Source organism: Frondihabitans australicus, from assembly GCF_003634555.1.
GTDB lineage: Bacteria > Actinomycetota > Actinomycetes > Actinomycetales > Microbacteriaceae > Frondihabitans > Frondihabitans australicus.
Genome location: NZ_RBKS01000001.1, coordinates 2,913,989 through 2,935,025, shown reverse-complemented (window position 1 = coordinate 2,935,025; position 21,037 = coordinate 2,913,989). Strand labels below are relative to the sequence as shown.

Here is a 21,037-nt window from a genome sequence, read left to right as displayed (position 1 = left end):
GGAAAACAGTCGTTACCTTCCGTTAATAACAGCGGAGCACGCTGACGCCTGACGACGGTCAGACCACCGTCGCATCCCTTCGAAGAACGAAAGAAGATCCACGTGCGACTGACTTTCCCTCGGGCCGTGATGGCCGGAGCTCTTCTCACAGCTGCGGGCGCGACCTGCCTCTTCGGTTCCGTCTCGGCAACGGCGTCGCCGCGACCGGAGCAGGGCCCGGGCGCTCTCGTCGTGACCCGCCTTCATTACGCAGGCACGCCCGGCATGATCACGCCCGGAGTGACGACTCTGCCCACGGGCGCGAAGGCGATCGCCGACGGCTCGTTCGCCCATGTGTGGGACAACGTCACGGTGGACGGCAACTTCGGCGTGACCGCCCCCGAGTACCTCGACGCCTATTCGACGAACGGGCGCCCGCTCGGCTCGTACGCCGTGCCCGCTGGGGCCCGCGGTCGAGGCGACCGCAGTCACGATGTGATGACGGGCAGCTTCTCGTCGAAGTCCGAGGGTGCGCTCAACCTGTCGACCGATGGCTCGTCGTTGTCGTTCATGGGCTACGTAGCGCCGGCGAATTCGCTCGACGTCTCGAACGACAACACCCCGGGCGTCGTCGACCCCACGAATCCCGATTCGGGCACCAACTACCGGGCGATCGGCACCGTGGATTCGCGTGGCCGCTTCACCGTGACCGAGACGAACGCCTACAGCGGCGACAACGGCCGGGCGGCGATCCTCGACGACGCCACTGGCAGGTACTACGCCGCCGGGAACTCGAACAACGGCTCGGGCACGGGCGTCCCAGGTGTGATCTACGGAACCGGTGCGCAGTTGGTCACCCCGGCCAAGGGTCCGGAGCGGGTGCAGAAGCCCGGCCAGCCCACCCCCGCAGGTGGATTCAGCGTGACGCAGATCGGCGTCGCCAAAGCCGACAAGCTCGGTAAGGACACGAATTTCGCGGGCGTCACAGTGCACGACGGTGTCGTGTACTACTCGAAGGGCAGCGGCTCGAACGGTGTCGACACGATCTACTTCATCGACACCACCGGCAAAGCCTGCCCCACCGGCGTCGGCACACCGATCCGGGGCGCCGCGGCGCCGACCACGCCCGACACGGTGAACCCGACGACGGGTGAGCCCGGGTACAACATGTGCATCCTCAAGGGCTTCCCGACCGGGCTCGCCAAGTCGGTGACGACGCCGGAAGTCGGCGGCCCGCAGAACGCGACGGCCTTCGGCGCCATGTGGTTCGCGAACGACTCGACCCTCTACGTCGCGGACGCCGGCAACGGCACCGACACGAACGACGGCTCGACCTACACCGCCGCGGCCCAGCAGACGCTCGCCGGGATCCAGAAGTGGTCGCTCATCGCGGGCACGTGGACCTACGACTACACCCTCCAGTCCGGTCTCGGGCTCGGTCAGCCCTACACGGTCAAGGGCCTGCCGACGGGCGTGAACAGCCTCACCGGCGACCCGTGGGCTCCCGCCGTCGACGGCGTCCGAAACATCGCGGGCCGCGTGAACCGCGACGGCAGCGTCAGCCTGTGGGGAGTCACGTCGGCGATCGGCGGTGTCAGCGATCCCGGTGCCGACCCGAACCGGATCGTCACGGTGACCGATCGTCTCTCGGCTCAGACGGTGCCCAGCGCCGCGAGGTTCACGACGGTCAAAGCCGCAGCCGCGGGCGACGTCTACCGTGGCGTCGCACTGGCGCCGAGCAGGTGATGTCGACGGCGAACTGAGCTCAGCGGCCGGCGATCAGCCGCGTGGCGCGAGGGTCGAGGGGCGGACGACCAGGCGTGCGGTGAGGTCGTCGGCCGCAGGGTGTTCCGCTGCTCCTGCGCCCTCGGGGTCGAGGCCGAGGGCGCGCAGGAGCCGGGCCGCCGCCGTCCGGCCGAGTGCCGCGCCCGGAAGAGCGACGCTCGTGAGCCCCGGAGCGGTCACCTGCGACGACGGGAGGTCGTCGAAGCCCGCGACGGCGAGGTCGTCGGGCACGCGGACGTCGAGGGTGCGAGCCGCGGCCAGGACGCCGTAGGCCTGTGTGTCGGTGGCGCACACCACTGCGGTCGCGCCCGAGTCGTCCCAGCCGGGCCAGGCGGCCTCGAACGCGTGAGTCGCCGCCGCGACCTCGATGACGCTCGAGGCGCCGTCGACGAGGCGGAGTCCGCGCCGGTCGGCGGCCGCCGCGACGAGTCGGCGCCGGAGGGCGAGGGTCTCGGTGCCGGTCGAGCTGTCGAGGTACGCGACCACCCGGTGACCCTGGTCGGCTAGGTGGTCGACGAGGGCGTCGACGCCCGGCGCGAGGTCGTAGTTGACGGCGTCGCGCGGTGTCGCCGCGCCGCCTGCACCGGTGTCGTCCGTGCCCGGCGCATCCGCGCCCGGTGCGTCGAGCAGGACCGTCGCCGGCCCGTCCGGCAGCGCCGCGAGGAACGCCTGCGACGGCGCGTCGACGAGCAGCCCGGCGGGCCGAAGGCCGACGAGCCGGGCCATCACGGCCGGCGACGGCTGCACACCCGTCGAGGCCACGGCGAGCAGGAGCTGCAGCCGGTCGCCGAGCACCTCGGTGACACCCCGCACCACGTCGCCGTAGTACGGGTTCGCGAGGTCGGGCGCGATCAGCACCGCGATGTCGGCGGTGCCGCGGGCGAGAGCGCTCGCCGCATGGTCGACGACGTAGCCGAGGGAGTCGATGGCGTCGGTGACGCGGGCGACCGTCTCGGCTCCGACGCGGCCTTTCGTCTTGCCGTTTGCAACGAGCGACACGGTGGCGACGGACGTGCCGGCGAGGGCGGCGACGTCGGCCGCGGTGGGGCGGGAGGCCGCCGAGCGGGTCTGCGTGCGGGGCGCGCGGGACTGCGTCGGGCGCGGGCCCTCGATCGCTTCCCCTGGCATCCTGCAATCGTACGGCCGCTTCGGCGTCAGCGTGCGACGTGACGTCAAGCGCTTGACGTGTTAGCCTCCCGGATGGCCGTCAAGCGCTTGACGACGGTGAACGAACCCCGACGAAGTGGAGAACCATGACCCAGCGCGCGATCCTGCTCGACTGCGACCCCGGGCACGACGACGCCGTCGCGATCCTGCTCGCCCACGGCAACCCCGACATCGACCTCCTCGCCGTCACGACGGTCTTCGGCAACCAGACCCTGGCCAAGGTGACGCGCAATGCGCTGTCGATCGCCACGGTGGCCGGGATCCGCGGCATCCCGTTCGCGGCCGGTGCGTCGCGCCCGCTGGTGCGCGAGGTCGAGCACGCGAGCGACATCCACGGCGAGTCCGGCCTCGACGGGCCGTCGCTGCCCGAGGCGTCGTTCGAGCTCGACCCGCGGCACGCCGTCGACGTGATCGTCGACACCGTGATGAGCCGCGAGCCCGGCACCGTGACGCTCGTCGCCACCGGCGCCATGACGAACCTCGCGCTCGCGGTGAGGCAGCGACCCGAGATCGCCGAGCGGGTGAAAGAGGTCGTGCTCATGGGCGGCGGCTACCACGTCGGCAACTGGAGCGCCGTCGCCGAGTTCAACATCGCCATCGACCCCGAGGCCGCGCACATCGTCTTCAACGCGCCCTGGCCCGTCGTGATGGTCGGCCTCGACCTCACCCACCAGGCGCTCGCGACGCCCGAGGTCGCCGCCGACATCGCCGCCGTCGGCACTGCGCCCGCCCGCTTCGTCGGCGAGCTGCTCGAGTTCTTCGGAAAGACCTACCGCGACGTGCAGGGCTTCGACTCGCCGCCCGTCCACGACCCGTGCGCCGTGGCCTACGTCATCGACCCGTCGATCGTCCAGACGGTCAAGGTGCCGATCGACATCGAGCTCACCGGCACCCTCACCCTCGGCATGACCGTCGCCGACTTCCGTGCTCCGGCGCCCGACGACTGCACCACCTGGGCCGCGACGACGCTCGACCACGGGCGGTTCTGGGGTCTCGTGGTGGACGCGCTCGAGCGGATCGGCGATCCGGGAGCGGCGGGCGGCGCGGGAGCGCAGGCGGCGCCGGCCGAGGGAGGGCAGCTGTGAGCACCTCCTCGGCTCCTGCCACCACCGCCCCCGCCGTGCGCATCGGCGCGCTGACCGCCGCCCTGCTGGCCGCGTGCATCGCGTTCCAGCTCAATGCCAGCATGCTCAGCCCGGTGCTCGTCACCATGGCGAATGAGCTGCACACCGACCAGGCCACCGTCGGACTCTCGCAGACGCTGTTTTTCACCGCGGCGGCGCTGTTCTCGCTCTTCCTGCCGCGGCTCAGCGACATCGTCGGGCGCAAGCGCGTGCTCACCGGCATGATCGCCGTGATGCTGATCGGCAGCGTGGTCGCCGCGCTCGCCGTGAACGTGCCCATGCTCTTCGCCGGCCGCATCATCCAGGGAGTGGCTGGGCCGGTCGTGCCGATCTGCCTGCTCATGCTGCGGCACGAGGTGCGCGACCCGAAGCGCTACGGCGCGACCATGGGCCTCATCACCGCGGTCAACGGCGGCATCGCCGGGGTCGACGCCCTCGCCGGCGGCTGGCTCGCGACGAACCTCGGGTTCCGCTCGGTGTTCTGGGTCATCGCCATCGTCGCCGCGATCGCGGTCGTCTTCGTCGCAGTGTGGGGCATCGAGTCGCGGCCGTCCGACGGGGTCCGCATGGACTGGTGGGGCGTCCTCCCGCTCGTCGTGTCGATCGGCGCGCTGCTCACCGCGCTCAACGAGGCGGGCAAGCTCGCGGCCGCGAACTGGCCCCTCGTCGCCGGCGAGATCGTGCTGGCGGTCGTCGCGTTCGCCGTCTTCTGGGCCCTCGAGAGCAGGATCCGACAGCCCCTCATCCCCATCCCGCACCTCCGGCGCCGCTCCTCGTGGGCGCTCCTCGTGACCACGCTGCTCACCATGACGGGCGTCTACGCCGTCGTGAACGGCCTCGTCACCTCGCTCGCGCAGAACGCCGACGCCGGGTTCTCGATGAAGCCCGATGTCGCGTCGCTGGCGTTCCTCACACCGTACGCGCTCGTCGGGTGGCTCGTGGGGCCGTTCGCGGGCCGGCTCGCCCCGACGCTCGGGTATCGCCGGATCCTGCGCATCGGCATCGCGGGCAGCGTGATCGCCACGCTGATCATGGCTCTCGTCGGCGTGCACTCGCTGCCGGTGCTCATCGCCGCGACGGTGCTGATCGGCATCACCTACGCCGGCATCGCGAACATCATGCTCAACGGCCTCGGCATCGTGCTGTCGCCGCCCGACAACCCCGGTTTCCTGCCCGGGCTCAATGCGGGCGCGTTCAACCTCGGCGCGGGCTTGAGCTTCGCTGTGCTGCCCGTGCTGCAGGTCGTCGGCTCGCCCTCGGGCTCGTCGTCGGCGGTCGGCTACTCGACCGGCATGCTGCTCGGCGCGGCCATCACGGCCGGGGCGTTCGCGGTGTCGTTCCTGATTCCCGCACCCGTCGACAGCGCCGCAGAGGTCACGGCACCCGACGCGACCCCGGCCGGCCGCCGGGCCGAGGCGCGCTGACATGGGCAGGATCGTGATCGTCGGCTCGCTCAACGCCGACCTCGTCGTGCAGACGCCGCGCTTCCCCCGCCCCGGTGAAACCGTGCACGGGTCGCCGCTGCAGGTGCTGCCCGGAGGCAAGAGCTCGAACCAGGCCGCGGCCGCCGCGCGCCTCGGCGGCGACGTCCGGCTCGTCGGCGCGGTCGGCGACGACGGCCAGGGCAGGATGCTGGTCGCGGCCGCCCGGGACGCCGGCGTCGACACGTCGTCGGTGCTGACGCGGGCCGACGTGGCCACCGGCACGGCCGTCATCACCGTCGACGAGGCCGGCGAGAACACCATCGTGATCTCGGCGGGAGCCAACGGGACGCTGTCGCCGGACGACGTGGCGCGCGCGGCTTCGGTCGGCGGTGACTCGCAGGGCGGTGACTCGCCGTTCGACGGCGCCGCGGTGCTCGGGCTCTGCCTCGAGGTGTCGCTCGAGACCGTCATCGCGGCGGCCCGCGCGGGCCGTGACGCCGGGGCGCTCGTGCTCACCAACGTGTCGCCGTTCGCCGAGGTCGGCGACGAGCTGCTGTCGCTGACCGACGTGGTGCTGCTGAACGAGCACGAGGCGGCCGAGCTGGTGTCGGGCGGCGACGTCGCGGACTGTGCGCCCTCGGACTGGGCCGTCGTGTCGCGCGCGCTCGCCGGCCGCGGGGTCACGCGGGCGGTCGTCACCACCGGGGCCGCAGGATGCACGGTCCTGGTCGACGGGGAACCTCCCGTCGCGGTCGCGTCGCCCCGTGTCACGGCGGTCGACACGACCGGGTGCGGGGACGCGTTCATGGGCGCGCTGGCCCTGCGGCTCGCCTCGGGAGACGGGCTCGCCGACGCCGCGCGGTTCGCCGTGCGAGTCGCGAGCTTCGCCGCGACGCGCGTTGGAGCGCAGTCGTCGTACCCGACGCCCGAGGAGCTCGCGGCGTTCGCGTGAGGCGCGGCGCACGCCGCGCCGCCGCCGGCGCCGTCTACTCCGCACCGTCGGGGTCCCACGGCAGCGGCAGCCCGATCGGGTTCGGCCGGGGGTAGACCACGCTGCACGCCCGCGCGATCGGCGAGAGCAGGCGGGCGACCCCGACGATCTCGTCGTCGGACATCGCCGCCCACGGGCCCAGCGCCAGCCGGTTCGTCGCCTCCTCGGCGCGGGCGAGGGCGGCGAGGCCCCAGGGGGAGACCGTGTGGTCGGCCCGCAGGAGGCCGGTCTCGGCGAGTCTCGCCCGCTCCTGCGCCCACTGCTCGTCGCTCCAGCCTCGAGCGGCCCTCATGGAGGCCGCGTCGAGGTCGACGGCCGAGCGCAGCACGATCGTCGAGAGCCCCGCGATGCCGGCGGAGGCGAGCACGAGCACGTGTCCGTCGCCCCGGTGCTCGCGCAGGGTCGAGGTCGCCTGCCACAGCCGGCGGTACGGGTCGTCGGGCACGGGCAGGGCGGCGTTGGCGGCGGCGAGAGGGCGCGCGATCGTCTCGGTGACGGTGACACGGGAGGCGACTTCGGCGAGGGCATCGGCGGCCCGCTCGACCTCGGCGTCGGTGGTGCCGGCAGGTCGCAGGATCCGGCGCAGAGCCCCCTCGGCCCCGACCATCCGCGCCTCGAGAGCCTCGCCCGGCGACACCGCGCCCCACACCGCCGGCAGCGCGCGCTCGACGAACCGCGGCGCGAACCCGCTGAACATCGCGATGACGGGCGCGGCCGTGACGGCGCCGAGGGGTGCGGCACGGCCCGCGAAGTAGCCGTCCCAGAAGCGCGGCAGCCCGGCGTCGGCGAAGGCCTGGCGGGCCTCCGGGCTGAAGTAGTTGAGGGCGTGGATCGGCTCGAACAGAGTCCACATCGATCGGGTGAGCTCTTCGCGGGTCGTCATCTGCCCATCCTCCTCCCCGTTGTTCTTGTCGACGAGGGCGGCGGCGAGTGCGACACGCCCGCCCTTGACACGGCTTGATAGCGTGGACGCGTGAACATCGGCAGCGCGACGCCCTCGGGGCGGAAGGAGGTCGTCGGCGAGTCTGTCGCCGGCGGCAGGTAGTCGGCGACCCCTCCGACATCCCTTCCTTTTCGCGCGCCCACAGCACGGCGTCCTCATGCACGGCACTCCTGCCGTGTTGCCGTCGTGCGCGCGCCCGTCACCGATTGGCCGACCATGTTCCCCCTGACCGAGAAGTCCGTCCGCGCCGCGTTCGTCAACGCCTCGCGCAAAGAGGTCTCCGACCTCACCCTCCCGCCCGCCTTCGACGAGATCGACTGGTCGTCGCTCGACTACCTGGGCTGGCGCGACCCGAAGATGGCCAAGCGCGCCTACCTCGTGGTCCCCGCCGACCCGACCGCGAGCAGCGAGGAGGCCGACCTCGTCGGCATCCTCCTGCGCCAGGCTGAAGCCTCACCCCGGGGCCGGGCACAGTGCTCCTGGTGCCAGGACGTCCGGCTCCCGAACGACGTCGTCTTCTTCAGCGCCAAGCGCGCAGGAGCCGCCGGACGCCGCGGCGACACCGTCGGCACGCTCCTCTGCGACACCTTCCAGTGCTCGCAGAACGTGCGGAAGCCTCCGCCCCCGGCGTACCTCGGCTACGACGTCGAGGCTGCGGTGCGGGAGCGGATCGCCGAGCTGCGGCTGCGCGCGGCGGGGTTCGCCGAGAACGTGCTCGGCGGCGCGTAGCCGTCCGGCAATTCAGGTTCCTCTCGTCCGGCCCGGCGGCACCGCCGCGCGTCTCCGAGGGCGGCGTCCTACCGCGACGAGGGGAACCTGAATTGCCGAGGAGGTGGCGGCGGGCGGCCCGGCGACGCTAGTCTGATCGGCTGCCCACCGGGTGGCACCGTGGCCGTGAGGCATGAGCCGCGGCTCCTGCGACCCAGAGAACAGCACCATGGGCTACATCGATCTCAGCCGCGTCTCGTACGCGCTCGCCGACGGGCGACCCCTGCTCGACGAGGTCTCGTTCCGCGTGGGCGAGGGCTCAAAGGCGGTCCTGATCGGGGCGAACGGCGTCGGGAAGTCGACGCTGCTGCGGATCGTCCGCGGCGAGGTGAAGCCCGACGACGGCGTCGTGTCGATCGACGGTGGCCTCGGCGTCATGGACCAGTTCGTCGGCCATGCCGCCGTGCGCGACGACGGGACGCCGATGACGGTGCACGACCTGCTCGTCAGCGTCGCGCCCGCCGCCGTGCGCGCGGCGTCCCTCGCCCTGACGGCGGCCGAGGACGCCCTGATCGAGGACGACGTCACCGAGACGCAGATGCACTACGCGGCGGCGATCGCCGACTACGCCGACGCCGGCGGCTACGAGGCCGAGACGCTGTGGGACACCTGCACCGTCGCCGCCCTCGGCGTGCCCTACGACCGGGCGCGGTGGCGAGAGGTGTCGACGCTCTCGGGCGGCGAGCAGAAGCGGCTCGTGCTGGAGGCGCTGCTGCGCGGCCCCGAGGAGGTGCTGCTGCTCGACGAGCCCGACAACTACCTCGACGTTCCGGGCAAGCGCTGGCTCGAGGAGTCGCTGGCGGCGTCGCCGAAGACCGTGCTCCTGGTGAGCCACGACCGCGAGCTGCTCGGCGTCGTCGCCGACCGCGTCGTCACGATCGAGGTCGGAGCCGCCGGCAACACGGCGTGGACGCACGGCGGCTCGTTCCGCACCTACCATCGAGCGCGAGCCGACCGCATGGACCGCCTCGACGAGCTCCGCCGCCGCTGGGACGAGCAGCACGAGAAGCTCAAGACGCTCGTCCGCAACCTCAAGGTGAAGGCGACCGCGAACGACGGCATGGCCTCGCGCTACCAGGCGGCGCTCACGCGGCTGGCGAAGTTCGAGGAGGCAGGGCCGCCGCAGGAACGCCCGCCCGAGCAGGAGCTGTCGATGAGGCTCGCAGGATCGAGAACAGCCAAACGGGCCGTCGTCTGCACCTCCCTCGAACTCACCGGACTCATGCGCGCCTTCGACGCCGAGCTGTGGTTCGGCGAGCGGATCGCGGTGCTCGGGTCGAACGGGTCGGGGAAGTCGCACTTCCTCCGCCTGCTGGCCCGCGGCGGGACCGACCCGGACCCGCGGGAAGGCCACCTGACCGCGGTCGGGAGCACTCTCGATCCTGTGCCCCACACCGGCCGGGCAGTGCTCGGGGCGCGCGTCGTGCCGGGCTGGTTCGCGCAGGCGCATGAGCACCCGGAGATGGTCGGGCGGACGCTGCTCGAGATCCTCCACCGCGGCGACGACGAGCGGCGAGGGCTCGGACGCGAGGCGGCGAGCCGGGCACTCGACCGGTACGGTCTCGTCGTGTCGGCCGAGCAGCGGTTCGAGTCGCTGTCGGGCGGGCAGCAGGCGAGGCTTCAGATCCTGTTGCTGGAACTCAGCGGAGCGACCCTGCTGCTGCTCGACGAGCCGACCGACAACCTCGACATCGTCTCGGCCGAGGCGCTGGAGGAGGCGCTCGACCGGTTCGAGGGGACGGTGATCGCGGTGACGCACGACCGGTGGTTCGCGCGGTCGTTCGACCGGTTCCTCGTGTTCGGCAGCGACGGCGCCGTCTACGAGTCGCCCGAGCCGGTGTGGGACGAAGCGCGGGTGGTGCGGGCGCGCTAGTCGCCGCGCTCCTCCTCGGGGTAGCGCTCGGCGTCGGGGTCGGAGGTGCTGCCGCGGCCGACCTCCTCGTCGGCCGTCGGCACGTGCCGCTCGCCCGAGATGCCGCCGCCGTTGACGGCGACGTAGTCGTCTTCGCCCGAGGTGGTGCCGTGGCCGGCAGGTGCGGTGACGTCGCCCTCGACCTTCGCGTCGGCGACGCCGTCGGGCGTCTCGTCCCAGTCCGTGGGCCCGTCGTCGTGCCCGTGCGCGTCGCTCATGCCGGCTCCTTCGTTCGCGGAGCGGTCGACGCTACCCCGCCGACGTAGCGGACTCTCACAGGCGCATGACCCCGTCGGCGATGGCCGTTCGCTTGCGGGTAAGCACCTCGTCGATTCGGTGGCCTGCGGCTATGGCGCCCGCGACGTCGGAGTCGATCACGCCGATGAGTTCGACGATGTCGTCTCGGAGTGTCTCGATCGACGACCGATACACGGGGGCGTGCACGAGACGCGGCTGCCAGAGCGACGTCTCATAGCTGAAGAGCGGGTCACGAGGGACGCCGGCTCCTGTCAGCCCGACCCACACGCCGAAGCTGGTAGCCGCGACGACCTTCCCCGGCGTCGGATCGAGAGTGCGCGCGCGGCCAGCGTCGACACCGCGGCGTCGAAGCCGCGTCGCTCTCGCTGGAGGAGTCGAACGTCGCGATCGTTCCACCAGTCATCGCGTCGCCCTTTTCGCATGGCATCGTGGAGCGCGTTGCGAAGGCACACCTCGAGCACCGCGATCGGGCCCCAGAGCGCCCCCGTGAGCTCGATGTTCCAGAAGTAGAGGCGCGACGCGAGATCGTGTCGGCCCTCGTAGGTGCTCAGGTAGGTCGCGAAGCGCGCCGGGCTCACGGCCTTCTCGAGTGTGCGCGGATCCACAGATCCCCCGTCGGTGAGCAGAAAAACGATGGCCCCAGGAGTCCGGCGAAGCCGAATAGTCCTGGGGCGCTACAACCGATATATTACTCGGCGGGGTGCGTGAGTGCAACCTCGTCGAGGTGGCGCAGGATGCGGGGGAGCACGACACGGCGCATGTACGGCGCCCAGGCGAGCCTCACGATCGCGGTGAGGGCGACGGCGGCCGCAGGATTCGGCAGCGCTGTGAACGAGTACGTCCAGCGGATGTGCGTGCCCGTGTTCGTCGCCGAGTACTCCCAGGAGGCGTGGGCGCCCGAGACGAGGCGGCCGAAGACGCGCTGGAAGTCGGTGAGGTCGTATTCGAACCTGCCGGTATTGCGCGGACCCCTGGCAGGCTCGATCCGTGCGAGGTGCTCGATGACCCAGCCGCCGTCGGAGAGCATGAGCTGGCGCGTCTGGCCGGGGGAGTCCCACCCGCCGGTCTGGTCGCGGACCTCGACGGTCGCCGGGATCGGCCCATACGCCGGATAGAAGCCCACGGGCGTGAGCGGCGTGCCCACCCTCCAGGCGAGGTCGAGCGGGGCCAGGGTGTCGCCGTCGGCCGAGGCCGTCGCGGTGGTGGTCATGCAGAGCATTCGGAGCCCTCGGCGTCACCAGCGGGTCAGGTTCCGGCAGGGCTGGTGCGTTACCGTCGCCGGATGGTCTCGCGCACGGCTCTCGTCGCCGTCGTGGCGTTCGCCGTGGTGGCGGCGTTCGGCGGGGTCTGCGACTCGACGACGGCGACACGGGTGCGTGAGGTGGTCTCGGATCCTGCGCCCCGTCACGTCACCACGCTCGGCGTCGACGTCAGCGCGTACCAGCACGGGGTCGACTGGGGCAACGCCGCCGGCGACGGGGCGAGGTTCGCCTACATCAAGGCCACGGAAGGCGACAACTATACGAACGCGCGCCTGGTCGAGCAGTACACCGGCGCCGCCGCAGCCGGCATCTCGCGCGGGGCGTTCGAGTTCGCGAGGCCGAACCAGTCGGACGGCGTGGTGCAGGCCGAGTACTTCGTGAAGTCGCTGGCGTCGCTGGGCGGCGGCCGGGTCGACGGCACGCGGACGCTGCCGCCGATGCTCGACCTCGAGTCCGACCCGTACACGGGCAGCGACGGAACCAACCTGTGCTGGGGGCTCACCCCGAAGCAGATGGTGCGCTGGATCTCGGAGTGGTCCGACACGGTGATCGGCCTCACCGACCGCACGCCGGTGATCTACACGACCGCGCACTGGTGGCAGGTCTGCACCGGCGACTCGGCGGCGTTCGCGGGCTATCCGCTCTTCATCGCCGCGTACGCGAGCGACGCCTCCGACCTGAGTGCCGGCGCGGGAACGCTGCCGTCGGCCTGGTCGCACTGGACCTTCTGGCAGTACACGAACGCCGGCGGGCAGTACGCCGACCTGGCGGACGGCTCGAAGGGCAGTGTGCCGGCGCGCGACGAAGACCTCTTCCGCGGCAGCCTCGCCGAGCTGCAGGAGCTCGCGGCAGGCACCTTCTCGGCCTCGAGTCACCTCCGCTCGCCCCGCACCCCCGTCCCCACCCCCGCTCCCGCGCCCTAGTCGCGCACCCGCCCCCTTCGCCGTCTTCTCGAGACCCAGACGGCGACGAACGTGATCAAGCCCGCGGGCGGGATGAGAAACGCGACGATCCAGAGGACGTCACCAGCTGTGGGCACGAGTGGGTTCATGGTCGTTCTCCTGTCGTGGTGGAAGGCGGCTTCTACTGCCAGCCGTGGGCTGTGACGCCCGATCCTGCTGCCGTCATGTACTGGTAAGCGCTCCGCGTTGAAGTCGAGATCTGACCCCACGGCGACGGGACACCTCGTTTCACGACGACGTAGCACTTGTAGGTGGCCTTGCCGCCCGAAAGGATTCCGCTCTGCTTCGACATGCTGATCGATGAAAACGGGTCGTAGTTCTTGACGAGCTGACAGCCGTAGTCGGTGAGACTCTTCACGACTCCCGACCCCGTCGTGTAGTCGGCCCCAAACGCGAGTCTTGGAAATCGTGATTCCGACAAGGCTGAACGTCTCGTCGGCGTATGAATGCACTTTGTACGTGGTCGCCCGAGCGCTGTCGTTCGCTACCTTCGCTTCGCCAGGCGCCGACGGCGTCCAACGCGTCGAAACGTGCGAGTTCTTCGGACCCGAATCTGCGAGCGCCGCCCGCAACGCCGACTTTCGGAACCTCACTGATTCCTCCTCGAATCATCAGCGTGGATTCTCGTGTAATACGTCAGGTATTAATAGCACAAGACCAGCAACGAGAAGCATTGACGAGTTATATAAGGGGGTTATAGAGTTGGGAGCGTGAACGACGCAGCGACCCTCACCTCCGACGAGATCGCCGTCGCGCGAGCCCTCGAGGGCGTCATCGGCTGGCTCCGGCAGTCCCGGCAGCCGCAGGAGCTCTCCGCGAGCGCCCTCAGCGTCCTCTCACGCCTCGAGTCGGCCGGCGCTCTGCGCATCACCGCAATCGCGGAGCGCGAGGGCCTCAGTCAGCCGGGCACGACCACCCTCGTCAACCGCCTGGTCGCGGCCGGACTCGCCGATCGCGGGGCCGACCCGGCGGACGGCCGGGTGGTGCTCGTGTCGATCAGCGATGCCGGGCTCCTGCGTCTCACGCACTACCGCGAGTCGCGCTCCGAGCTCGTCGCCGCCCGGCTCCGCACGCTGTCGGCCGCCGATCGGCAGGCGCTCACGGCGGCTCTGCCCGCACTCACCCACATCGTCCAGACGGAAGAAGACGCATCATGAGCACACACGGCACGGCGCACGGTCACGGCGAGAAGCCGCCGAGCCCGTTCTCGCAGCCTCGCGCGGTCTGGGCGGTCGCGTTCGCCTGCGTCGTCTCGTTCATGGGCATCGGCCTGGTCGACCCGATCCTCAAGACCCTGGCCGGGCAACTCAAGGCGACGCCGTCGCAGGTCGAGCTGCTCTTCACGAGCTACCTCGTCGTCACCGCGGTCGCCATGCTCGTGACGGGCTGGGTGAGCAGCAGGATCGGCCCGAAGCGCACCCTCATCGCCGGCCTCACGCTCATCGTCGTGTTCGCCGCCGCGGCGGGCTCGGTCAACTCGATCTCGGGCATCGTCGGCTTCCGCGCCGGCTGGGGCCTCGGCAACGCCCTCTTCATCGCGACCTCGCTCTCGGTGATCGTCGGCTCGGCCTCCGGCGGGTTCGCCGGCGCGATCGTGCTCTACGAGAGCGCCCTCGGCATCGGCATCGCACTCGGCCCGCTCATCGGCGGCGTGCTCGGGTCGATCAGCTGGCGCGGGCCGTTCTACGGCGTCTCGGTGCTCATGTTCATCGCGCTGCTCGCGACGCTGTTCTTCCTGCCGAAGATGCCCAAGCCCGCGCGCAAGCAGAAGCTCTCCGAGCCGCTCACGGCCCTGAAGCACGGCGCCCTCCGCACCACGAGCATCGTCGGCTTCCTCTACAACTGGGCGTTCTTCACGCTGCTCGGCTACTCGCCCTTCCTCATGGGCATCGACAGCCCGATCCTCCTCGGCCTCGTCTTCTGCGGCTGGGGCGTGCTGGTCGCCGTCTTCGCCGTGTGGGGCGCGCCGTGGCTGCAGCGACGCTTCGGCACTCCGCGAACCCTCTACGTGAACTTCGTGCTGATGGCGATCGACCTCGCGGTGATCGGCGTGTTCCCGGGCAACCACGTCGCGGTGATCGTTGCGGTGATCATCGCGGGCGCGTTCATCGGCGTGAACAACACGCTCGTCACGACGGCGGTGATGAGCATCGCCCCGGTCGAGCGCCCGGTCGCCAGCGCGACCTACGGCTTCGTCCGCTTCATCGGCGGCGGCATGGCGCCGTTCGTCGCCGGAATCCTCGTCGACGCGTTCAACGCGCACGTGCCCTTCCTCCTCGGCACGGCGACGCTGATCGCGGCCGCCATCGTCCTCAGCACGGCGCACCGCGCCCTCGACGCCGCCGACCGGGGCGAGGTCGCGCAGCCCGAGCCCGACGCCCTCGCCGCGGCGGAGGACGCCGACCCGTTCCCCGAGGCCGCTACCGTCGGAAACGCCGACTGACCTCTGCTCCTGCGCCCCGGCCCGTCCGCGACACAACGCGACAGCTGCGACACGTCTGAGCGTCGCAGCTGTCGCGTTTCGTCGCGAACTGGGGGTGCGCCCGGCGGCTGACAGGCCTCGGCGGCCACCCGGCCCCTCGTACCATGGAGGCATGCCGCACGAGACCGAGCGCCTCGAGGGCACACTCACCTCGTGGAACGACGACCGCGGCTTCGGGTTCATCACCCCGCCCGGTCGCCCGGCCGTCTTTGTGCACATCTCGGGTCTCGGCCCGGGTGCCGACCGCCCGCGAGTGGGCGACGTGCTCACCTATGAAGAGGGCGCAGGAGCCGACGGACGCCCGCGCGCCCTCGAGGTCCGGCCGCCCGGGGCCCCGCCCGCCCGCCGTCCCCGCCGCTCCCGGACCGCCTTCACGGTCGTCGCCCTGTTCGCCGTGCTCGTCGGAGTCATGCTCGTGCTGAGGCCCTTCCCGCTCTGGGGAGTCGTGCTCTACGTCGGGATGAGCGTGGTCGCGTTCTTCCTCTACGCGCAGGACAAGCGCGCCGCGCAGGCCGGCCGATGGCGGGTGCCCGAGTCGACCCTGCTCGCGGTCGGGCTCGTCGGCGGCTGGCCGGGCGCGGTTCTGGCGCAGCAGCTGATCCGGCACAAGACCAAGAAGCCGAGCTTCAGGATCCGGTTCTGGGGCACCGTGGCGCTCAACGTCGCCGTCTTCATCGCTCTCGTCCTGTTCCGCGAACGCTGGCTGGCGTCGATCGGCCTCTGACGCTTCCTCAAGTGGTCGACCCTGCCGATACGTGACATAGTGAGATTCCACACCTGAAAAAAGCGCCTTCGGGCACGGGTGTCACATCACTCACACGCACGTCGAAGCCGTTCCTTCGGCCATGAGCCACGTCCCGCTGGCCGGGGCAGCAAGAGGAATCATGAGACTCATCGCACGACGGGGCGGTCTCGTCGCCGGATTAGCGCTGATCGCCCTGGCGGCGCCGGGGATCGCCGCGGCTCCCGTACCGGCCGGCGTCATCCAGCTGTCGATCGGCGTCACCGCCGACGGCTCGGGGCCCTTCTCGGCGTCCCAGCAGGCGGGCGGCGACACGGGGCCGTCGAACGGCATCGTCCGAACCAACGACACGATCACGTACAGCGTGTCGGTCAACTCGAACGACGGCCACACCGACAACGAGACCTTCTCCCTGACCGCGCCCTCCGGGACGACCTGGGCCGGCGTGCCCGCCCAGTGTCTCGGCCCGGGTTCGGAGCTGTCGGGCTCTCGCCTCGTGTGCAATCTCGGCACGGTCGAGAGCGGCAACACCCGGGCGGTTCCCGCCGTCCTCACCGTCGGCGACGGACTCGCCAACGGAGCGGTCGTCGCAGTCGAGGGCGTACTCACGGGCGACGGCGCGGCTCCGGTCTCGGCGACGTCGCGCAGCACCACGGTGTCGGCGAGCCCGCGCTACGACCTCTCCAAGTCGATCCAGTCGCCGATCCTGACCCGCGGAGTCGTCGGCCCCAACGGCTCGACGCGGGGCCTGTCGTTCCTCTACCCGATCGCCGTCACCTGGAATCCCCTCGTCGCCGGTCAGGGCCTGGCCGGGCACGAGCGGCTGAGCGGAGCGATGACCTTCACCGACGACGTCTCGAAGATGACTGGCCCGGCGGCGAGCACCGCACAGCTCCTGCCCGACGCCTCCGGTCAGGCCTGCGGCCTCAACACGTCGGCGCAGTTCCGGTCGCTGCCGAACGGCAGCGGCGGCGCGCCGCGCGGCGTGCAGGGCTCGGGCACGATCTCGTGCACGCAGTCGGCACCGGGCGCACCCATCACGGTGACGATCGCCGGCACCGACACCTCGCTGGCGTCGGCCACCCTCCCCTCGCTGAGCGCCAGCGGCGGCCCCATCGCCGGAGGATCGGCGAATTACGTCGCGGTGATGTGGCTCCGCGTGTGGACTCCGACTCCGGCCGCCGGCGTGGGCTACAACGCCCAGGACTCGTACAGCGCTCTGCAGGCGACGTCGATCAGCGGCCAGAGCAACTACGGCGCTGCTGGCGAGCCGCTGGCGAACAACGCGGCGACGTGGCCGGTGATCCCGTCGGGCAACGGATCCGGCATCAAGAACCTGTCGATCGTCGACCCCGAGACCGGTGCCGAGTCGAACGGCTCGGCCCGGACCGGCGACCCGTTCCGCACGCCGGGAACCCTCACCGGCTCGCAGGTCGTCCTGACCAATCCGGGGCTGTCGACCTTCACCGGCTCGATCGTGTGCGACGTGTTCGACAACCGCCACGAGACGATCGCCAAGGGCGCCGACGGGCACTACGCGGCCGTGCAGAACGGCAGTCCCGGTGCCAGGGTCGAGTTCGCCGCGAGCACGTGGACGACGAACGAGGCCGCACGCACCGCCACCTGCGACGACGACGACGCGACCTGGTACGACAGCCCCGAGGACGTCCCGGGTGGGCTCTCGGCGGTCGGTCGCGTGCGGATGCTCACCGACGTCCCGGGGAACGGCCGCGCCGACCTCCTGCTCTACACCCGCATCAATGCCGACGTGCCGACCTCGACCGACGTCTGGGACTACGCGAGCTTCGACCAGGGCTCGACCTCGAGCCGCGGCTGGGTGCACGCCTCCACCCCGACCGACACCCCGTCCGCCCTCTCGGACTACGTCACGGTCACACAGAACCTCGCCCGGGTCACGCAGAAGATCGTCGAGACGGGCACCGACCCGTCGACCACCCCCGACACGACGCAGTTCGTCACGCCAGGCAACGACCTCGACTACGCCCTGTACCCGACGCTGACGAACGCGTCCAGCGACACGGCGCCGACCACGCTGCGAGTGGTCGACACCCTGCCAGTGGGGGTGTCGTACGTCGCGGGCAGCGGCTCGATCGAGCCCACCTCGATCGAGGCAGCGGCAGGCCCGGGAGGCTCGACGGTCCAGCGTCTGGTCTGGGCGCTCGACGGCACCGCGCCCAACACCGTGATCACGCCGATCCGCTTCGTGTCGCACGTCTCGTCGTCGGCGCAGGCGGGGCCCATCGTCAACACTGTGGCCGTCTCGACCGCGGGCGACGTCTCGGCTCCTGCCCTGCGGCGAGCGACCCGCAGCGTGCAGGTGATCGCCACCGGCGGCATGTCGGCCGTGGTGTCGGCGATCGAGCCGGTCGTCGTCGCCGGCGACGACCTCGGCTGGAACCTCGACTACACGAACACCGACTCGACGCCCGTGACCGACACCGACCTGATCGACGTCTTCCCGTACAACGGCGACCCCCGGCGCTCGTCGTTCCACGGCGGCCTCGGCCTCGCGAAGCCCGTCGAGATCGACACGTCGAAGGGCGAGACGGTCCGGTACACCGACGGCGACCCGTTCACCGTGTCGACCGACGGCGCGGCCGACTCGAATCAGCCCGGCGGCAGCACCGTCTGGTGCGCTCTCGATCAGTTGGGGGCGACCGGCTGCCCGTCGTCGCTCGCCGGCGTGACGGCGATTCGACTGCAGCGGGAGGCCCCGGTCGCGCCGGGCGCCACCGTGACGCACGAACTGCGGCTCGCGACCGACGGTGCGGAGAACGACGATCACTACGTCAACCGCTTCGGCCTCCGGGCCTCCAACCTGGCACTCGCCGTCGAGTCACGACTCGCTCCGGTCGACGTCGTCACGGGCGCCGTCGGTGACCACGTCTGGTTCGACGCGAACCGGAACGGCCTCCAAGACAGCGGGGAGAAGCCGGCGGCGGGCGTCGCCGTGCGGCTGGCGGGCGTCGACGACCTCGGCCACGCGGTCCGCGCGACGACCACGACGGGCGGGAGGGGCGACTACCTCTTCGACGGGCTGCGGCCCGGGCGCTACACGGTGAGCTTCTCGGCTCCTGCCGGATCGACCTGGACCCGCGCGCACGCGGGATCGAACACCGCGCTCGACTCGGACGTCGACGCGCGTGGGGTCGCCGGGCCGTTCGACATCACCGCAGAGACGGCGAGTGGTGGAGGGCTGACCGGGGTCGAGCGCGACCTGACCATCGACGCCGGGCTCGTGTCGTCGGTGACGACGCCCGAGCCGGGCGGCCCCGACGAGTCGGTCATCGTGCCGCCGGGCGGCGGACACAGCGGCGGCGGGCACGGTGGCGCCGGCGGGACAACCTCGGGCGGAGGGGGCGCGCTCGCCTTCACCGGAGCGACCGGCGTCTTCGCCGCGCTCGCTCTCGCGCTCGCGGCGATGGCCGGCGGCGTGATGCTGATCGCCGTCAGACGGCGTCGGCGATCGATCGACCGACCGAGCGCCCGGTGAAGACGCACCCGGCGAGGAAGGTGCCCTCGAGCGCGTTGTAGCCGTGGGCTCCTCCTCCGCCGAAGCCCGCCGCCTCGCCGGCCGCGTACAGCCCCGGCACCGGCGATCCGTCGGCGCCGAGGACGCGGCCGGCCAGGTCGGTCTGGAGGCCCCCGAGAGACTTGCGCGTGATGACGTGCAGCCGCACCGCAATGAGCGGCCCGTGCGCCTGGTCGAGCACGCGGTGCGGCTTCGCCACGCGTGTCAGGCGGTCGCCGACGTACCGTCGAGCGTTGCGGATTCCCATCACCTGCTGGTCCTTCGAGAAGGCGTTCTCGATCTCCGCGTCCCGATCCAGCAGCTGCTGCTCGAGCAGGTCGGGGTCGATCAGGCGCCCGCCGTCGGCGCGCGAGGGGTCGGCCGTGAGGGCGTTCATCTTCTCGGCGAGCTCGCGGCAGCCGTCGGCCACGACGAAGTCGGCGCCGCGATCGACGAAGGCCGAGACCGGTGGCGGTGATCCTGCGCCCAGCCGGCTGCGCAGCAGCTGCCGGACGTCACCCGAAGTGAGGTCGGGGTTCTGCTCGGATCCCGAGAGGGCGAACTCCTTCGCGATCATGGTCTGCGTGACGACGAACCACGAGTGGTCGAACTCGGCGATGTCGGGGGTGGTCCGCAGCAGCCGCAGCGTTCCGAGCGTGTCGTAGCCGGGCAGCCCCGGGGCCGGCAGCCGGCGGCCGCGCGCGTCGAACCACATCGGCGACGGGCCGGGCAGGATCCTGATCCCGTGGCCCGGCCAGATCGGGTTCCAGTTCTCGATGCCCTCCGTGTAGTGCCACATCCGGTCGCGGTTCACGAGGCGCCCGCCGGCGCGCTCGGCGATCTCGAGCATCCGGCCGTCGACGTGGGCGGGGACGCCCGTGAGCATGCGGGCGGGCGGCGTGCCCAGCCGCGATGGCCACCACCCCCGGACCAGGTCGTGATCGGCCCCGATGCCGCCCGACGCGACCACGACCGCCTGCGCTCGCAGGGTGAACTCGCCCGTCTCGTCGCGCGACGACGGTCGGCCCCGGGGCGCAGGATCGGCAGCCAGCACGTGGCCGCGCACGCCCACCACCGCCCCGCCCTCGACCTTCAGCCCGTCGACACGATGCCGGAAGAGCAGCCGCACCCGGCCCTCGTCGACCGCCGCCCTGACCCGGAGCGCGAACGGCTGTGAGACGCCGGGTCCGCTGCCCCAGGGAACGTGGAACCTGGGGACGGAGTTGCCGTGCCCCGACGCGCGCCCGTCGCCGCGCTCGGCCCAGCCGACGAGCGCGGTCAGGCGCACGCCCTGCTCGCGCAGCCACGGCTCGGCGTCGGAGGCGGCGAACTCGACGAAGGCGCGGCCGGCCCTCGCTGCCCAGGTGTCTTCGGCGAGGCTTGCGCCGCGTGAGTCTGCGCCGCGCGGCTCGAGGCGGTCCCACTGCGCCGACCCCTGCCAGTCCTGCCATGCCAGGTCGAACGAGTCGCGCACGCCGAGCCGGCGCTGCTGCGGCGAGTCGACCAGGAACAGCCCGCCGAGCGACCAGAACGCCTGCCCGCCGAGGTTCTGCGAGTTCTCCTGCTCGACGATCGTCACGCGCTTTCCGGCGCGGACGAGCTCGCAGGTCGCGACGAGACCCGCGAGGCCCGCGCCGATCACGATCACGTCGGTGGCGTCGTCGGTCATCCTGCGCTCCCTCGCGTCGAGACCCTTCCGACACTAG

General features: G+C 71.4%; 19 protein-coding genes. 11 read left to right on the top strand and 8 right to left on the bottom strand.

The window, feature by feature from the left end; genetic code table 11:
• Window positions 1-102 precede the first annotated feature (102 nt).
• A complete protein-coding gene (locus C8E83_RS13860; RefSeq protein WP_211331704.1) occupies window positions 103-1,725 on the top strand; it encodes a hypothetical protein in 1,623 nt (540 codons plus the stop codon).
• Window positions 1,726-1,758: 33 nt separating this feature from the next.
• Here the strand turns inward: C8E83_RS13860 and C8E83_RS13855 are convergent, their stop codons facing one another.
• A complete protein-coding gene (locus tag C8E83_RS13855) occupies window positions 1,759-2,892 on the bottom strand; it encodes a LacI family DNA-binding transcriptional regulator (protein ID WP_121370436.1) in 1,134 nt (377 codons plus the stop codon).
• Between the two features lie 125 nt (window positions 2,893-3,017).
• Here C8E83_RS13855 and uriH point away from each other — a divergent pair, with 125 nt between their 5' ends.
• From uriH to C8E83_RS13840, 3 genes are read left to right on the top strand one after another with little or no spacing between them, the layout of a single operon-like run.
• Window positions 3,018-4,016 carry a uridine-preferring nucleoside hydrolase UriH gene (gene uriH, locus C8E83_RS13850; protein WP_121370435.1) on the top strand — a complete coding sequence of 333 codons (999 nt, stop codon included), beginning with the start codon at window positions 3,018-3,020 and terminating at the stop codon, window positions 4,014-4,016.
• The gene (gene uriT / locus C8E83_RS13845; protein WP_425454769.1) at window positions 4,013-5,479 is read left to right on the top strand and encodes a uridine transporter UriT; all 1,467 of its coding nucleotides are present in this window, start codon (window positions 4,013-4,015) and stop codon (window positions 5,477-5,479) included. The genes uriH and uriT overlap by 4 nt, the downstream gene beginning before the upstream one ends.
• A gap of 1 nt (window position 5,480) precedes the next feature.
• Window positions 5,481-6,431 carry a ribokinase gene (locus C8E83_RS13840; protein WP_121370434.1) on the top strand — a complete coding sequence of 317 codons (951 nt, stop codon included), beginning with the start codon at window positions 5,481-5,483 and terminating at the stop codon, window positions 6,429-6,431.
• A gap of 34 nt (window positions 6,432-6,465) precedes the next feature.
• Here the strand turns inward: C8E83_RS13840 and C8E83_RS19570 are convergent, their stop codons facing one another.
• Window positions 6,466-7,353: an SCO6745 family protein gene (locus C8E83_RS19570; protein WP_170159944.1), complete on the bottom strand. Its 888-nt coding sequence runs from the start codon at window positions 7,351-7,353 to the stop codon at window positions 6,466-6,468.
• Between the two features lie 276 nt (window positions 7,354-7,629).
• On the opposite strand from C8E83_RS19570, the gene C8E83_RS13830 reads away from it, so the two are divergent.
• Together C8E83_RS13830 and C8E83_RS13825 are read left to right on the top strand one after the other, a co-directional pair.
• Window positions 7,630-8,142 carry an FBP domain-containing protein gene (locus C8E83_RS13830; RefSeq protein WP_121370433.1) on the top strand — a complete coding sequence of 171 codons (513 nt, stop codon included), beginning with the start codon at window positions 7,630-7,632 and terminating at the stop codon, window positions 8,140-8,142.
• A 208-nt stretch (window positions 8,143-8,350) separates the two neighbouring features.
• Window positions 8,351-10,054 (top strand): ABC-F family ATP-binding cassette domain-containing protein, encoded by a 1,704-nt coding sequence (locus tag C8E83_RS13825; RefSeq protein ID WP_121370432.1) that lies wholly within the window; start codon window positions 8,351-8,353, stop codon window positions 10,052-10,054.
• Here C8E83_RS13825 and C8E83_RS13820 read toward each other — a convergent pair.
• From C8E83_RS13820 to C8E83_RS13805, 4 genes are all read right to left on the bottom strand, one after another.
• Window positions 10,051-10,311, bottom strand: a complete 261-nt coding sequence (locus C8E83_RS13820) for a hypothetical protein (protein WP_121370431.1) — start codon at window positions 10,309-10,311, stop codon at window positions 10,051-10,053. The genes C8E83_RS13825 and C8E83_RS13820 overlap by 4 nt on opposite strands.
• Before the next feature lie 55 nt (window positions 10,312-10,366).
• Window positions 10,367-10,618: a hypothetical protein gene (locus C8E83_RS13815; RefSeq protein ID WP_121370430.1), complete on the bottom strand. Its 252-nt coding sequence runs from the start codon at window positions 10,616-10,618 to the stop codon at window positions 10,367-10,369.
• Complete coding sequence (locus C8E83_RS13810) at window positions 10,603-10,956, bottom strand: hypothetical protein (RefSeq protein WP_121370429.1); 354 nt, start codon at window positions 10,954-10,956, stop codon at window positions 10,603-10,605. Before C8E83_RS13810 ends, C8E83_RS13815 begins: the two co-directional genes overlap by 16 nt.
• An 83-nt stretch (window positions 10,957-11,039) precedes the next feature.
• Entirely contained in the window at window positions 11,040-11,561 is a 522-nt protein-coding gene (locus C8E83_RS13805; RefSeq protein ID WP_147430184.1) for an SRPBCC family protein, read from the bottom strand.
• Window positions 11,562-11,633: 72 nt separating this feature from the next.
• Between C8E83_RS13805 and C8E83_RS13800 the strand changes: the two genes are divergently transcribed.
• The gene (locus tag C8E83_RS13800) at window positions 11,634-12,536 is read left to right on the top strand and encodes a GH25 family lysozyme (protein ID WP_121370427.1); all 903 of its coding nucleotides are present in this window, start codon (window positions 11,634-11,636) and stop codon (window positions 12,534-12,536) included.
• A gap of 160 nt (window positions 12,537-12,696) precedes the next feature.
• On the opposite strand, the gene C8E83_RS13795 is transcribed toward C8E83_RS13800, so the two are convergent.
• Complete coding sequence (locus tag C8E83_RS13795) at window positions 12,697-12,933, bottom strand: hypothetical protein (protein ID WP_121370426.1); 237 nt, start codon at window positions 12,931-12,933, stop codon at window positions 12,697-12,699.
• A 352-nt stretch (window positions 12,934-13,285) separates the two neighbouring features.
• Here C8E83_RS13795 and C8E83_RS13790 point away from each other — a divergent pair, with 352 nt between their 5' ends.
• The 4 genes from C8E83_RS13790 to C8E83_RS13775 all read left to right on the top strand — a co-directional run bounded on the left by C8E83_RS13790 (window position 13,286) and on the right by C8E83_RS13775 (window position 19,313).
• Window positions 13,286-13,732, top strand: coding sequence for a MarR family winged helix-turn-helix transcriptional regulator (locus tag C8E83_RS13790; protein ID WP_121370425.1), 447 nt, complete (start codon window positions 13,286-13,288; stop codon window positions 13,730-13,732).
• Complete coding sequence (locus C8E83_RS13785) at window positions 13,729-15,018, top strand: MFS transporter (RefSeq protein ID WP_121370424.1); 1,290 nt, start codon at window positions 13,729-13,731, stop codon at window positions 15,016-15,018. Before C8E83_RS13790 ends, C8E83_RS13785 begins: the two co-directional genes overlap by 4 nt.
• A 151-nt stretch (window positions 15,019-15,169) precedes the next feature.
• Entirely contained in the window at window positions 15,170-15,781 is a 612-nt protein-coding gene (locus C8E83_RS13780; RefSeq protein ID WP_121370423.1) for a DUF1294 domain-containing protein, read from the top strand.
• A gap of 160 nt (window positions 15,782-15,941) precedes the next feature.
• Window positions 15,942-19,313, top strand: a complete 3,372-nt coding sequence (locus tag C8E83_RS13775) for an SdrD B-like domain-containing protein (protein ID WP_121370422.1) — start codon at window positions 15,942-15,944, stop codon at window positions 19,311-19,313.
• Here the strand turns inward: C8E83_RS13775 and C8E83_RS13770 are convergent.
• Window positions 19,270-21,000 (bottom strand): FAD-binding dehydrogenase, encoded by a 1,731-nt coding sequence (locus C8E83_RS13770; RefSeq protein WP_121370421.1) that lies wholly within the window; start codon window positions 20,998-21,000, stop codon window positions 19,270-19,272. The genes C8E83_RS13775 and C8E83_RS13770 overlap by 44 nt on opposite strands.
• Between the last annotated feature and the right edge of the window lie 37 nt (window positions 21,001-21,037).